The organism is Sphingobium sp. FW305-3-2-15-F-TSA7, assembly GCF_058787155.1.
The window spans coordinates 118,075-132,218 of record NZ_JBYSZM010000013.1 but is presented as its reverse complement, the minus strand read 5'-3'; the positions used below and the strand labels follow the sequence as shown (position 1 = coordinate 132,218).

The window sequence follows — 14,144 nt, the reverse complement described above, 5'->3', positions numbered from 1 at the left end:
TTTCGGGATTGCGTCAGCGGCTGCGCGATCGCGTCCGGTTTGAAGTTTCAAGAAAGGTTTATTGACTAGCTTTGTAACAGAGCTAAATAGTCCATGTGACCGGTTGAAAGGGGTGATTCACATGCAAGTCGTCAGAATTCTCAGCTTCATCGACGAGGCGCGTTTCGAGGCCGGCCGCAGGGCCGATGCGCCGCTGCGCAAGGTCGCCGTCGCTGCCGTCGTCAAGAACCCGTTCGCGGGGCGCCCCTATCAGGAGGATCTGTCCGATCTGATCGCGGCGAGCACCGCTGTCGGCGCCGAGATCGCCGGGATCGGCGTCTCGCTGCTTGGTGGATTGCCAGTCGAAAGCTATGGCAAGGGCGCGGTCGTCGGCGTTGCCGGCGAGCAGGAACATGGCGTCGCCATGCTGACCACCGTCTATGGCGATGTGCTGCGCACCGCGGTGGGTGGCGGCACGGCCTGGATATCCTCGGCCACCAAGGTCGGCGGCATGGGCAGTTCGATCGATATTCCGCTGGCGTACAAGGACGCGCTGTTCGTGCGTTCGCATTATGACGCGATGACAGTCACGCTGCATTCGGCGCCGCGCCCCGACGAAATGGCGATCATCTGCTGCTTCGCCAGTCGTGGCCGGCTCAATCACCGCGTCGGCGGCATCTCGCGTGACGAGGCCGAAGGTCGGGATGGGCTGAGGTGAGCGGGGCGGCGGCGGCCATGCGTATCGCCATCGTCAATATCGGCACGATCGTGACGGGATGCTGGCGCGATCCCTTCGCTACGGGCGACACGATCCTGACCGAAGGCAACCGGATCGCGCATATCGGCACCGCCGCCGCGGCCGAAATCGAGGCGGCCGATCTGGTGATCGACGCGATGGGCGGCACAATCTGTCCCGGCTTTATCGACAGTCAGGTCCACAACACCTTCGGCGATTATACGCCGCGCCAGAAGACCGTCGGTTTCCTCGAAAGCTATCTGCACGGCGGCACAACGACGAGCATTTCGGCGAGCGAGGTCCATGTGCCGGGGCGGCCGAAGGATCCCGAAGGCGTCAAGGCGCTCGCGGTCGCCGCCTTCAAATGCTTCGAAAATTATCGGCCCGGCGGCATGCGCGTCCATGCCGGATCGGTCATCCTGGAGCCCGGCCTCACGCGCGAGGACTTTATCGAGCTGCGCGCCAAGGGCGTCTGGCTCGCCAAGGCGGGTTTCGGCGGCTTCGCGACGCCGTTCGACTATGCGCCGATGGTGGGCTGGGCGCGCGAGGCGGGGATGATCACCACCGTGCATACCGGCGGTGCGTCGATCCCAGGATCGGCGCCGATCCGCGCCGATCATCTGCTGGCGATGCGCCCGCACGTCTCCTTCCACGTCAATGGCGGGCCGGTGGCGCTGCCCGATGCCGAATATGAGCGGCTGACACTCGAAAGCGACATCGCGCTCCAGGTCTGTACCGCGGGCAATCTGCGGACCGCGATCCTCTGCGCGCAGACGGTGAAGGCGCATGACGCGTTCGCGCGCTTCCTGATCGCGACCGACACGCCGACGGGCACGGGGGTGATGCCGCTGGGCATGATGTACACGATCATGAACCTGGCGGCGCTGACCGACATGCCGCCCGAATGGTTCATCGCGGCGGCGACCGGCAACGTCGCGGACGTTTACGGCCTCGATTGCGGCTATCTCAAGCCCGGCCGCGCGGCCGATCTGCTGATCCTCGACGCGCCATTGGGCGCGACCAGCGACACCGCGCTCGGTGCGCTCGCAAACGGCGATCCCGCCGCGATCGGGGCGGTGATCTCCGCCGGCGTCGCCCGTTTCGTCGGGCGCAGCCGCAACACGCCCGCGCCCACGCGCATGCCGCGCGTCGCCGCATGCCGCATTCCCGCCGATTTCAGTGGGGCAGCGCATTGAGGAATGATATTTACTTTGTAACAAAGATATTCTACAAAGTTTAAAATCATTGAGGAGTGGACCATGGTCGAGTCGATGGAGCAGGGGGCGGCGCTGCCCGATCAGCATTTCCTGCGCGCGATGTTCGGCCGTTTCGCCAGCGGCGTCACCGTGGTGACATGCGGTGCGGGAAATGCGGTCCACGGCATGACCGCCAATTCCTTCACTTCGGTCTCGCTGGAGCCCGCGCTCGGCCTGGTCTCGCTGTCGCGCGGCTGCCGGATGCACGACCGGCTGGTCGCGGCGCGGCGGTTCGGCGTCAGCGTACTGGCGGAGGGGCATGGCCATGTCTCCAATCATTTCGCGGGCCGGCCGGTCGACGGCTATCTACCGGCTTTCGAGGAGCGGTGCGGCGTCGGGCTGCTGTCCGACGCGCTGGCATGGATGATCCTCGATACCGAGGCGGAGCATCAGGCGGGCACGCACACGCTGTTCGTCGGCCGGCTGGTCGCGTGCGGATACCGCGCCGACGCCCATCCGCTGATCTTCTTCGGCGGCGGCTATGGCGCGCTTTCGGCGCCGGCCTGACCGCCAACACACATCAAGATTTTCCAGGAGAGCATATGGACAGGGGCGTAAAGACCGGGGCGGATCATATCGCGAGTCTGAGCGACGGTCGCGCGGTCTATCTCGACGGCGAACGCGTAGGCGACGTCACCGTGCATCCCGCCTTCCGCAACATCGTGCGTTCGGCGGCGGCGCTCTACGATTATCAGGCCGATCCCGCCAATGTGGAGGCGATGACCTTCGCCTCGCCGAGTTCGGGCCGGCGGGTAGGGCGGTCCTGGCAACTGCCCGCCAATTATGAGGAGATGGTCGATCGCCGCAAGGCGTTGACGCGCTGGGCGGAGCTTCATGGCGGCTTTCTCGGCCGCTCGCCCGATCATGTCGCATCGGCGCTGGCCGGCCAATATGCCGGGCTCGGACGCCTGCAGGCCTATGACGAGGGCGGCGCGCGCAATCTCGCCGACTATTTCGAATATGCGCGCGATAACGACCTGTTCCTGACCTACGTCATCATCAATCCGCAGGTGAACCGCGGTCTTTCGACATCGGAGCAGGTCGCCGACGACGTAATCATGCGTGTCGTGGACGAGGATGGCGAAGGCATCACCGTGCGCGGCGCCAAGATGCTGGGCACGAGCACGATCGTCGCCAATGAGGTATTCGTCGCCAATCTCCAGCCGCTACGCCCCGGCGAGGAGGATTATGCGGTCTCCTTCGCGCTGCCGATGAATGCCAAGGGGCTCAAGGTCGTGTCGCGCAAATCGTTCGAGGCAAGCGCGGTCAGCCTGTTCGACAATCCGCTGGCCGCCCGCTTCGACGAGAATGATGCGGTGGTCTATTTCGACGATGTGAAGGTGCCGTGGGAACGCGTCTTCGTGAACCGCAACGTCGCGATGGCGCGCGCGCAATTCCACGAAACCGCCGGCCATGTCGCGCAGAATTACCAGGCGCAGATCCGCCTGATGGTGAAGCTGCGTTTCCTGGCCGGGATCGCGCGCCGCATCGCGGAGACGATCGGCACCATCCAGATGCTCCCGGTCCAGACGATGCTCGGCAAGCTGGCGTCCGATGCCGCGGTGGTGGAGGCTTTGGTCCATGGCATGGAGGCATCGGGCGAGATGCATGGCGACGCCTATATGCCCAACCGTCATCTCGTCTACGCCGCGCAGGTCTTCACGCAGGAGCTTTATGCGGGGTTCGTGAACGCGGTGCGCGAACTGGCGGGCGGATCGCTGATCATGCTGCCTTCGTCGGTGCGCGACTATGACAATCCGGAGATCGCCTGCATCCACGATCTGCTCCAGCAATCGCCCATTGGCGGACCGCGCGACCGGGTGAAGTTCCTGAAGCTCGCCTGGGATGCGCTGGGTTCCGAATTCGCGGGGCGTCACGGCCAGTATGAGATGTTCTATGCCGGCGCGCAGTTCGTGACGCGCGGCCACAGTTTCCGCACCTATGACTGGGCCGGGGCGGGGCGCCTCGTCGACGGATTGCTCGACGGCTATGATCTGGCGGGGTCGGTCGCTGCGGACCGGGCCTGAGGAGATTGCGGAAATCATACTGCAGGTCGCCGCTTATTGTGGCATTCCGGCGGCGATCGAGACTATGAAGCTCGCGCGAGAGGCGCTCGCGGACGACGAAGGAATGGGCGGTCGGGATGGTGGCTAAGCGGTCGGCGCGCAAGGGTGGAGCGGAGGAGTCTCTGCTGACGGTCACGCGCCCCGAACTGCTGGACGATGGCAGCGACGATCGGTTCCGCGCGCTCGTCCATGCCTCGCTGGCGTTCAGTTCGCGCCTCAACGCGATCCGCGACGGCTATGCCCGGCTGATCGGCGTCGCCGGGCCGCAATATACGATCCTGATTTCGATCGGGCATCTGCAGAAAAGCGGCGACGTCAATGTGAAGACGATCGCCGATCATTTGAGCCTCAGCGGCACCTTCGTCACCACCGAGGTCAACAAGCTGGTCGCCGAAGGGCTGGTCAGGAAGACGCGCGACAAGGTCGACGCACGCAAGGTGAAACTCGAGATTTCCGAGGCGGGCCGCGACCGGCTGGCGCGGCTCACCACGATCCAGCAGCAGGTGAACAACGTCCATTTCGGCAGCCTCAGCCGCGAACAGTTCGACGCAATCGGCACGATCATGCCCGAACTCGTCGCCAGCACCGATCAGGCGCTGTCACTGCTGCGGCATCTGACCATGGCGGAAGGCGAAATCTGAGGCCGGCCGTCTGACGGCTTGCCGCCGGGCTCGATCCGGCCTTCACCCCCATCTGTCATTGCCCCTGCCTGTCATTCCCGCGAACGCGGGAATCCAGGAGATGTCGATCATAGAGCCCTACGACACTGGATTCCCGCGTTCGCGGGAATGACAGGCAGGGTGATCCAACTCCGCACACAACCCACCCGAAACGCCGTCACCTCACCGCGCATCCCTTCAATTTATCTCTGTTGACTACCGTTGTAACAAAGCTATCTTACCTATGTTCTAAAAATAGGGAGGGGCGAATCATGAAAAGGGATATCGGCAAGACCGGCCGTACGACGCGGCACCGCGCCAGCCTGTCGCGGAGCGCGGCGCTTCCCATCTTCGCGCTGTCGCTGGTCGCGGCCGCTTGCCCGGCAAATGCCCAGGCCGCGGACGATGCTGTCGAAAGCGGCATCGAGGAAATCGTGGTGACCGCGCGCAAGCGCGTCGAGAGCCTGCAGGATACGCCGATCTCGATCTCCGCCTTCACCGAACAGGGGCTGGAAGCGCGGCAGGTCCAGCAGGTTTCGGGCATCGCGCAGCTCACACCCAATCTGATCTTCGACACGACATCGCCGATCGCGGGCAGTTCTGCGGCGGCCACCATGTTCATCCGCGGCGTCGGTCAGGCCAATTCGGTGCCGACCGTCGATCTCGGCGTCGGCCTCTATATCGACGGCGTCTATGTCGCGCGTTCGGTCGGCGGGCTCGTCGATCTGCTCGATGTCGAGCGGATCGAAGTGCTGCGCGGGCCGCAGGGCACTTTGTTCGGCCGCAACACGATCGGCGGCGCGATCAGCATCACCACCGCCAAGCCCGACGACGTTCTGCGCGGCGAGGCGTCCTTGCTCTACGGCACCGACAATCACGTCGTTTCGCGCGGCATGATCAATGTGCCGCTGGCCGCCAATCTCTTCGTCAAGGGCAGCGTCAGCTACGAAATGCAGGACGGTTATGTGCGCCGCCCCGACGGCCATCATACCGGCGACAAGAACCGCCTGTCGGGCCGGCTGGCGCTGCGCTGGCAGCCGGCCGATGCCGTCACCGTCGATCTCGCCTTCGACGGTACGCGCGAGCGGACCAATGGCGCCGCCTATGTACTGACCGATGCGGTGCCCGGCGCCGCGTTCCCGAGCTTCTCCAACCTCGTGCTGAATGCCGGCATCTGCGCGGTCGGCGCGGATCCACTCAACAATCCGCCACCGCTGGCCGCCTGTTTTGGATCGCACTGGATATCGCCTGGGCGCAACCGCGATTACAGCGACCTGCCGGCCTATTCCAATCTCGACCTTTGGGGCGTCTCGGGCGTGGTGACGATCGATCTGGGCGGCGTCGAACTCAAGTCGATCACCGCCTATCGCGATCTCACATCGCGCTTCAGCCTCGATCAGGACCATTCGCCTGTCGATGTGGCGAGCGTCGTCACCAGCTACACCCAATGGCAGTTCAGCCAGGAGATCCAGCTGCTCGGCAAGCTGTTCGACGATCGGCTCGACTGGGTGGTCGGCGGCTATTTCTTCAAGGAAAAGGCGAACGACCAGCAACGCGTGACCTTTCCCGTCGCCGATTTCCATTCGGGCGGCGACAATGACAATGACAGTCTGGCCGCTTTCGCCCAGGGCACATACTCGATCCTGCCCGCGCTCGATCTGACGATGGGCATCCGCTATACGCGCGATACCAAGCGGTTCCTGCCGCGCCAGCCGATCCTCTCGACCGTCCTGCCATTCCCGCCAGGCACTTTGATCCTGCCCAATGTGGAGGCGACGCGGCGGTTCGAGAAATGGACGCCGATGGCGAACCTCTCCTATCGCTTCAGCCCCGAATTTCTCGCTTATGTGACCTATTCGGAGGGCTTCAAGTCGGGCGGTTTCACCCAGAGCGTGTTCCCGCCGATCTTTCCCGCGCCCGGCCAGAATCCGGCCGATGTGATCCCCTCGTTCGAACCGGAGACGGTGAAGGTGATCGAAGGCGGCTTCAAATCCGATCTGTTCGATCGCCGGCTGCGCCTGAACGGTGCACTGTTCCGCACATCCTACCAGAATGTGCAGATCACGGTTCAGAATGTCAGCGTCGCGCCGATCATCCTCAACGCGGCGGAGGCACGGATCTGGGGCGCCGAGCTGGAGGCGGTCGCGGTGCCGGTCGACGGGCTAACGCTGGAAGGTGGGCTCGGCTGGCTCGACGCCAAATATCTGGAAACGGCGCCGGGCGCGCAGGTGACGGTGACCGACAAGTTGATCAAGGCGCCGAAATGGTCGTTGAGCGGCGCGATCGCCTATGAATTCCGGATGGGCGGCGATTGGACGCTGACGCCGCGCTTCGACTATGCCTATCGCGGCGGCGTCCACAACAACGCGATCAACTCGCCCCAGGCCTATCAGCCCGGCTTCAGCCTGTTCGATGTCGGTATCGCGCTGGAGAACAAGGCTGCGGGCGTCACGATCATCGGCCGCGTCCAGAATATCGGTGACGAGCGTTATATCGACAGCGCCTTTTCCGACGACGCCAATCTCGGCTTGACCGAACTGGTGCTCAATCGCGGCCGGCAATTCTCGCTGAGCATCCGCAAGCGCTTCTGACGATCGGGTTCGAGGAGAGCCCGATGGGGCGGGAATTGCTGAAGCCGCTGGGCTTCATCGACGGCCAATGGGTGCCGGCCGACGACGGTGGCATGATCGCCGTCGACGATCCGGCGACGGGCGAAACCATCGCCCGGGTGCCATGGATGGGGGCGGGGGAAACGCGCCGGGCGATCGATGCCGCGCGCCAGGCCGGGTTTGGCTGGTCCAGGCAGACTGCGGGCGAGCGCGCCCGTGTCCTGCGGCGCTGGCACGATCTGATGCTGGAGGAGCAAGAGGCGCTCGCAATCTTGCTGACCCGCGAACAGGGCAAGCCGCTGCGCGAAGCGATGGCGGAGATCCTCCACTCGGCGGCCTTCCTCGAATGGTTCGCCGAGGAAGGCAAGCGGGCCTATGGCGAGGTGATCCCGGCACATGCGGCCGATCGCCGACTGATCGTGCTTCGGCAGCCGATCGGCGTGGTCGGCGCGATCACGCCATGGAATTTTCCGTCCGCCATGATCATGCGCAAGGTCGCGCCCGCGCTGGCGGCGGGCTGCACGATCGTCCTCAAACCCGCCGAACAGACGCCGCTGTCGGCGCTGGCGCTTGGCGTGCTGGGCGAGGAGGCGGGGGTTCCGCCGGGCGTGTTCAACATCGTGACCGGCGATGCGCCCGCGATCGGCGGTGAGCTCACCGCCAGCCCACTGGTGCGCAAGATCAGCTTCACGGGCTCCACCGCGACCGGACGGCTGCTGATGCGTCAATCGGCCGACACAGTGAAGAAACTCTCGCTCGAACTGGGCGGCAATGCGCCGTTTCTGGTGTTCGACGATGCCGATCTCGACGCGGCGGTCGACGGCGCGATCCTGTCCAAATTCCGCAATGCCGGGCAGACCTGCGTCTGCACCAACCGCTTCTATGTCCAGGCGGGCATTCATGACGCCTTTGTCGACCGGTTCGCCGCGCGTATCCGCGCTCTGCAACTAGGCCATGGGCTGGATCCGGCCAGCGATATCGGGCCGCTGATCGATGCAAATGCGGTGATGAAGGTCGAGGCGCATGTCGCCGATGCGCTCGCGAAGGGTGCGCGGCTGATCGCCGGCGGCAGCCGTGGCACCATGGGCAGCGCCTATGCGCCGACCCTGCTGACCCGGGTGACCGCCGACATGCTGGTCAGCCATGAGGAGACCTTCGGGCCGCTCGCCGCCGTCATCCGCTTCGAAACCGAGGATCAGGCGGTCGCACTCGCCAATGCCAGCATCTTCGGCCTGGCGGGTTATCTTTACACATCCGACCTCGCACGCGCCTGGCGTGTGGCCGAGGCGGTCGAGACCGGCATGGTCGGCATCAACACCGGCCTGATCTCGACCGAAGTCGCGCCGTTCGGCGGCATCAAGCAGTCGGGCCTCGGCCGGGAAGGGGGCCGTCAGGGGCTGGAGGAGTATCTCGAGCTCAAATATCTCTGCATGGCGGCATGAGCCCGGCATCCCCGCGCCCCGCTCAGGCGAGCAGCAGGTCTTCGTAAAAGGCGCCGAACGGGCGTTCCGGGTGGCGGATCTGGATTTCGAGTACCCACAGTCCAGGGGACGGTGAGAAATCGCTGTCGATCAGCGCACCGTCATATTTCACCGCATGCGGAAAATCCGAGAGGCGGTGACCGGACATGTCGAGATTGAGCTGCCAGCCACGCCGTTCCGCTTCCGCCGCGGCGAAACGGTAGAGCGCGGCCCCGCTCAGCCCATCCGCCAGCCAGCGTGCGCGCGTCGCGTCGAAGATCGCACGGACATCGGTCGCGGCGCGATGCATCTCGGCGTCGTTCCCCACCACGAAAGTGTCCCCGCCATCGCCTTCATATCCCTGCCAGACCGGGCCGATATCGATGAAGAAGATATCGTCCTCGCGCAATATCGTCCCGGGATCGGAGGCGTCGCCGAAGCCCTTGAGCGTGTTGGTTCCGAACCGCAGCTTCACGCCGTGCCAGCCGCGGAGCAGTCCGCGCGCCTTGAGCGTGGCGCGCGCATATGCCTGCGCATCCTCCTCCGCCATGCCCGGCGTCATGCCCTGCGCGATCGCCTCGATCGCCGCACGGGTGTGCGCCCGCGCCTCGATCATCATCGCGGGATCGAATTCCGGCCCGCTGCGCTCGTGAAGCGCGCGTTGTTCAGCCATGGTCACTGCCGGACAAGCCTGCGGCGATCGAATGGGCGGGCCAGCGCTCGCTCCAGGGGGCCGCGCTTTCCAGTTCGAAGGCAAGCGCGAGCAGCAGATCCTCCCGGCCGCGCGCGGCCGCGAACATGCTGCCGATCGGCACGCCGTCCGCCGCAGCGAACAGCGGCAGCGAAATCGCCGGATTGCCGCTCAGATTGTGCAGCGGCGTATAGGAGACATAGTCGAACATCCGCGTCATCAGTCCGTCGAACGCACAGGTCGGCGCGAGATCGCCGATATGCACGGCGGGATGCCTGAGCACCGGCGACAGGATGACGTCGTGCATCTCGAAGAAGCTTTCCATCGCCGCCGCCGCCGTTCCGACCTGGCTGAACAGCGCGTCGGCATCGTCGAGGGCGATTCCGGCGCCCCAGCGGGCGAGGCCGAGCGTCCAGGGTTCGAGCTGCCGTTCGGCCTCGTCGGCGCCGATGCGCGCGACGGTCTGCGCCACGACATCGCGTGCCAGAAAGCCCCAGATCGTCCGGAACGCCGCGGCCACGGCGGCGCCGTCGACCGGCAGGGGACGGGTGACGACTTCGTGGCCGAGCGTCGCGCACAGCGCCGCCGCGCGATCGAGCACTTCGGCGACCTCGGGGGCGGGGGCCGTGCCGTCCAGGCTTTCGGGGATCACTGCGATGGTCAGCCGGCGCTTGCCGGGGCCGGTCACCCGCTGCGGCCGGCCGGCGCCGATCGCGGTTGCCCAGGCGACGTCGCGCACCGATCGCGAGAGCAATGTGTCGCAGGCCAGCAGGTCGTCGACGATATTCTGGTCGCGTGCACGCACATTGCCGCCGCGTCCGGGCTTCATGCCGACCAGACCACAGCAGCTTGCCGGGATGCGGATCGATCCGCCGCCATCCGCCGCATGTGCCAGCGGCACCATGCCCGACGCCACGGCGGCGGCCGCGCCGCCCGACGATCCGCCGGGCGATCGATGGAGTGCCCAGGGATTGCGCGTCGCGCCGTAGAGCAACGGCTCGGTCGTCGGCAACAGGCCGAATTCGGGCGCACTGGTCTTGCCCAGCGCGACGATCCCCTGCGCATCGAGCAATGTGCTGTAATCGAAGGCGGCGGTGCCGGGCTTCGCGTCGCGCTTCGATCGCGACCCGGCGCGATTGGGCATGCCGGGATAGTCGAGCCCTTCCTTGACCAGCCAGGGGACGCCCGCCATCGGCCCCGATGCCTGGTTCACCCGCCGACGTGCGCCGTCATAGTCGCTGAACGTGATCGCATTGAGCACGGGATCGAGCCGCTCGATCCGCAGGATCGCCGCTTCGACCAGTTCTGCGGCGGATATTTCGCCCGACGCGACCAGCGCCGCCTGTCCATGCGCGTCCAGCTGGCCGATCGATAGGGCGTCCGCGTCGCTGACGGAAACGGTGTGCGCATGCATGACGGTCTGTATCTCCCGTTGTTCGGATGAGGATGTCGGACCATCGATCATAATGTCCGGATCGTGCCGGTCTTCACCATCTTGAACCGATGCTTGACCGATCGGCGCGGTGGTTGTGCGTCATGCCCTTATTCCGGTCCACCCCAGACGCTTTCGGGGCAATGAATCTTACCGTCGGCATACCAGAGCGCCGGATCGCGGTCGCCCGCAAGAAATGTGGGGCCGTCGAGGTCGCGATAGTCGCAGCGCTGGCCGAGCACGAATGCCGGCGCTTGCGACCAGGACGTGCCCGTCATGTTGCCGACCATCACACCAAAGCCCAGCTGGCGCGCGCGCTGTTCCATCGCCAGCGCGTGGGTGAGGCCGCCGCATTTGTCGAGCTTGATGTTGACGATGCCGAACAGGCCGACAAGCCCTTCGAGATCATCCATGTCCTGCACGCTTTCGTCGGCGGCGGTGGGGATCGACCCGTCCAGTCCGGCCATGTCCGCTTCGGCGCCGATCGCCAGCGGCTGTTCGATCAACGCGACGCCGGCGGCATCCAGCGTCGGCATCAGGGCGTTGATGCCGTCGATCGAAAAACCGCGATTGCCGTCGACCCCCAGCCATGCATCCGGTCGCGACGCGCGTATGGCGCGAACCCGCGCCGCATCCTCGCCATCGCCCGAAAGCTTGAGCTTGATCGCCGTGGCATGCGTCATCGTCATCGCGCGCATGGCCATGGCTCCAGGCGTGTCGATGCCGATGGTGAAGACCGTGGGCAACGGCGTCACTTCGGGAAGGCCGGCCAGTGCCCAGACCGGACGGGCGGATCGGCGCGCTTCCAGCTCCCACATCGCGCAATCGAGCGCATTGCGCGCACCGCAGGCGGGCAGAAGCGATTGAAGACGCTGCCGGTCGGCACCGGCCTCAATCTCGGCGCGCACCGATTCCGCCATGTCGCGCATCTGGTCCGGGCCATCGCCACGATAATAGGCGCCACAGGCTTCTCCGCGACCGACGAACCTCCCGTCGCGCAGGCGGATCACCAGCAACGCCGCGTCGGTGAATTCCATGCCGGATATGCGGAAGGGTGTGTGCATCGGCCAGCGCTCGATGCCGATCTCCATTTCCATCGCTGCTTCTCCTGCAATGCACGGTGAAGTGGAGCGGTTAGCGCGCGCGCGACCATGCGCTTTGCAGTTACGGGTCCAGTCTTCGCGCTTTGCTGCGATCGGCGTTCGCAAATATCCTTGCGTGGCGCCGAAACGCCATGCGCGATGATTGGTGAGCGCTTGCGACGGACCGTGGCGACCCTATCTACCGGCAAGCGTTCCAGCCCGAGGTGCCCCATGTCAGATTTGTCGCAATTCCCGATCACGACCCGTTGGCCGGCCGGCCATCCCGACCGGATCCAGCTCTATTCGCTCAACACGCCCAATGGCGTGAAGGTGTCGATCGCGCTCGAGGAGCTGGGGCTGCCCTATGAGGCGCATCTGGTCGATATCGGCGCCAATGAGAGCTGGACCCCCGAATATCTCTCGCTCAATCCCAATGGGAAGATCCCGGCGATCATCGATCCCGACGGACCGGGCGGCCAGCCGCTCGCCTTGTTCGAATCGGGTGCGATCCTGCTCTATCTGGCGGACAAGACCGGCCGGCTGATCCCCGCCGATCCGGCCCGCCGCTACGAGACGATCCAGTGGGTCTTTTTCCAGAATGCCGGGATCGGGCCGATCTTCGGCCAGGTCGGATTCTTCCACAAATTCGCGGGCCGCGCGATCGAGGACAAAAGGCCGCTCGAACGTTATGTGAACGAGTCCAAGCGGTTGCTTGGCGTCCTTGAAGATCGTCTCAAGGATCGGACGTGGATCATGGGCGACGATTACACCATCGCCGACATCACGACCTTGGGATGGGTCCGCAACCTGATCGGCTTTTACGAGGCACGCGACCTTGTCGACTATGATGCGCTCAAGGCCGTCCCCGCCTGGCTCGAACGCGGCCTTGCCCGCCCGGCGGTCCAGCGCGGGCTGGAGATCCCGAAAAAGGGGTGACTCCTATTCTCCTCCCCGCGGCGAAGCCGGGGGGAGGGGGACCACGCGTAGCGTGGTGGAGGGGAGCCGCGAAGCGGCTTCGGCTCCATATTTCCCCTCCACCACCGACCTGCGGTCGGCGGTCCCTCTCCCCACGCTTTGCGCAGGGAGGAGATATCAACGAATATGCGCGCGGCTCTTCATCAGCGGCTGGATGCGTGTGCCGAAATTCTCGACGCCCTCGATAAAGTCGTCGAAGGTCAGCAGCACGCCGCCCGTATTGGGGACGGCCGCCATCTCGTCGAGCATGCGCGCGACGCTCGCATAGGATCCGACCAAAGTCCCCATGTTGAGATTCACTGCCGATTCCCGGTCGGCAAGCTGGCGGACATTGGTGGTGGTCGACGTCTTGTCCGCCGAACCCTGTTCGCCCAGCCAGGCGACCGCGTCCTCGTCGACGCCCTCGCGATAGTGAATCCATTTCTCCATCGCGGCTTCGTCGGTCTCGTCGGCGATCACCATGATCAGCACGAAGGTCTTGACGTCGCGGCCCGTCTTGGCGGTCGCGGCGGCGAGGCGGTCGTTGTTGAAGGCGAAGGCGGTCGGCGTGTTGACGCCCTTGCCCAGGCAAAAGGCATAGTCCGCCCATTGCGCGGAAAAGGCGAGGCCGTCGTCCGATGAGCCCGCGCAGATGATCTTCATATCCCCCGTCGGCACCGGCCGGACGAGGCAGTCGTCCATCTGGTAATAATCGCCCTTGAAGTCGCTGCGCCCCGTCTCCCACAGCTCGCGCAGAATGCGAGCATATTCGGACAACATCGTGTATCGATTGCGGAAATGTTCGTCGCCGGGCCACAGGCCCATCTGGCTATATTCGGGCCGCTGCCAGCCGGTGATGAGATTGAGGCCGAAGCGCCCGTTGCTGATCGAATCGATCGTGTTGCACATCCGCGCGGCAAAGGCGGGCGGGATGATCAGCGTGGGGCAGGTCGCATAGATCTTGATCTTCTCGGTGACCGCGGCGAGCCCGGCCATCAGCGTGAAGCTTTCCAGCCCATATTCCCAGAATTCGGTCTTGCCGCCGAAACCGCGCAGCTTGATCATCGACAGCAGGAAATCGAGCCCGTGCTTCTCTGCGCTGAGCGCGATCCGTTTGTTGAGATCGAAGCTCGGCATATATTGCGGCGAATTCTCCGAAATCAGCCAGCCATTGTTGTTGATGGGCACGAAGACGCCGATTTCCATTGATAATCCCCCGA

At 65.0% G+C, this 14,144-nt stretch carries 12 protein-coding genes; 8 read left to right on the top strand and 4 right to left on the bottom strand.

Translation table 11 applies throughout. From position 1 onward, the window contains the following. Positions 1 to 121: 121 nt before the first annotated feature. The 7 genes from AC3WN8_RS12715 (at position 122) to AC3WN8_RS12685 (ending at position 8,747) form a co-directional block, all read left to right on the top strand. Positions 122 to 697 (top strand): amino acid synthesis family protein, encoded by a 576-nt coding sequence (locus tag AC3WN8_RS12715; protein ID WP_492669793.1) that lies wholly within the window; start codon positions 122 to 124, stop codon positions 695 to 697. Between the two features lie 17 nt (positions 698 to 714). Continuing rightward, positions 715 to 1,911 carry an amidohydrolase family protein gene (locus tag AC3WN8_RS12710; protein WP_492669792.1) on the top strand — a complete coding sequence of 399 codons (1,197 nt, stop codon included), beginning with the start codon at positions 715 to 717 and terminating at the stop codon, positions 1,909 to 1,911. A gap of 63 nt (positions 1,912 to 1,974) precedes the next feature. Further along, positions 1,975 to 2,478, top strand: coding sequence for a flavin reductase family protein (locus AC3WN8_RS12705; protein ID WP_492669791.1), 504 nt, complete (start codon positions 1,975 to 1,977; stop codon positions 2,476 to 2,478). 35 nt (positions 2,479 to 2,513) lie between these two features. Next, positions 2,514 to 3,998 (top strand): 4-hydroxyphenylacetate 3-hydroxylase family protein, encoded by a 1,485-nt coding sequence (locus AC3WN8_RS12700; protein WP_492669790.1) that lies wholly within the window; start codon positions 2,514 to 2,516, stop codon positions 3,996 to 3,998. 119 nt (positions 3,999 to 4,117) lie between these two features. Next, a complete protein-coding gene (locus AC3WN8_RS12695) occupies positions 4,118 to 4,678 on the top strand; it encodes a MarR family winged helix-turn-helix transcriptional regulator (RefSeq protein ID WP_492669789.1) in 561 nt (186 codons plus the stop codon). 290 nt (positions 4,679 to 4,968) lie between these two features. Continuing rightward, a complete protein-coding gene (locus AC3WN8_RS12690; RefSeq protein WP_492669788.1) occupies positions 4,969 to 7,287 on the top strand; it encodes a TonB-dependent receptor in 2,319 nt (772 codons plus the stop codon). 23 nt (positions 7,288 to 7,310) lie between these two features. Further along, positions 7,311 to 8,747, top strand: a complete 1,437-nt coding sequence (locus tag AC3WN8_RS12685; protein ID WP_492669787.1) for an NAD-dependent succinate-semialdehyde dehydrogenase — start codon at positions 7,311 to 7,313, stop codon at positions 8,745 to 8,747. Between the two features lie 22 nt (positions 8,748 to 8,769). Here the strand turns inward: AC3WN8_RS12685 and AC3WN8_RS12680 are convergent, their stop codons facing one another. The 3 genes from AC3WN8_RS12680 to AC3WN8_RS12670 form a co-directional block, all read right to left on the bottom strand. Continuing rightward, positions 8,770 to 9,438, bottom strand: coding sequence for a M24 family metallopeptidase (locus AC3WN8_RS12680; RefSeq protein ID WP_492669786.1), 669 nt, complete (start codon positions 9,436 to 9,438; stop codon positions 8,770 to 8,772). Next, positions 9,431 to 10,870 carry an amidase family protein gene (locus tag AC3WN8_RS12675; RefSeq protein WP_492669785.1) on the bottom strand — a complete coding sequence of 480 codons (1,440 nt, stop codon included), beginning with the start codon at positions 10,868 to 10,870 and terminating at the stop codon, positions 9,431 to 9,433. The genes AC3WN8_RS12680 and AC3WN8_RS12675 overlap by 8 nt, the downstream gene beginning before the upstream one ends. Before the next feature lie 128 nt (positions 10,871 to 10,998). Then, positions 10,999 to 11,985 carry a dipeptide epimerase gene (locus tag AC3WN8_RS12670; protein ID WP_492669784.1) on the bottom strand — a complete coding sequence of 329 codons (987 nt, stop codon included), beginning with the start codon at positions 11,983 to 11,985 and terminating at the stop codon, positions 10,999 to 11,001. Positions 11,986 to 12,201: 216 nt separating this feature from the next. On the opposite strand from AC3WN8_RS12670, the gene AC3WN8_RS12665 reads away from it, so the two are divergent. Next, positions 12,202 to 12,906 (top strand): glutathione S-transferase family protein, encoded by a 705-nt coding sequence (locus AC3WN8_RS12665; RefSeq protein WP_492669783.1) that lies wholly within the window; start codon positions 12,202 to 12,204, stop codon positions 12,904 to 12,906. 156 nt (positions 12,907 to 13,062) lie between these two features. On the opposite strand, the gene rutA is transcribed toward AC3WN8_RS12665, so the two are convergent. Next, the gene (rutA, locus tag AC3WN8_RS12660) at positions 13,063 to 14,130 is read right to left on the bottom strand and encodes a pyrimidine utilization protein A (RefSeq protein ID WP_492669782.1); all 1,068 of its coding nucleotides are present in this window, start codon (positions 14,128 to 14,130) and stop codon (positions 13,063 to 13,065) included. Positions 14,131 to 14,144: the final 14 nt, after the last annotated feature.